The sequence below is a fragment of the Flavobacterium xizangense genome, from assembly GCF_054075145.1.
Window position 1 is genome coordinate 1 of sequence record NZ_JBSIPG010000320.1, and the last position, 237, is coordinate 237.

Consider the following 237-nt stretch of genomic DNA (forward strand, 5'->3'; position numbering starts at 1 on the left):
GGTAATGCATTTTATGCTCAAACTCCTAAAACTATAGAAAAAACAGATTATACAATTACATCAAGCAGTGGTCCACAAGTTCTTATTGCAACTGAAAGTATAATAATTAAGCCAACTTCTATAATCCAATCTGGGAGTGACTTTACGGCGAGAATTTCATCAGATGACTACACTGCACTAATATTTAGTAATGAAAACTATATATTTAACCGCAGTTATCAAAAAGCTCTGAAAAGC

Annotated in this window: 1 protein-coding gene; it reads left to right on the forward strand. The window is 32.5% G+C overall.

What is annotated here, in order from left to right:
* A partial coding sequence (locus tag ACWA1B_RS23605) for a hypothetical protein (protein ID WP_456911132.1) occupies positions 1-237 on the forward strand: 237 nt, incomplete at both ends.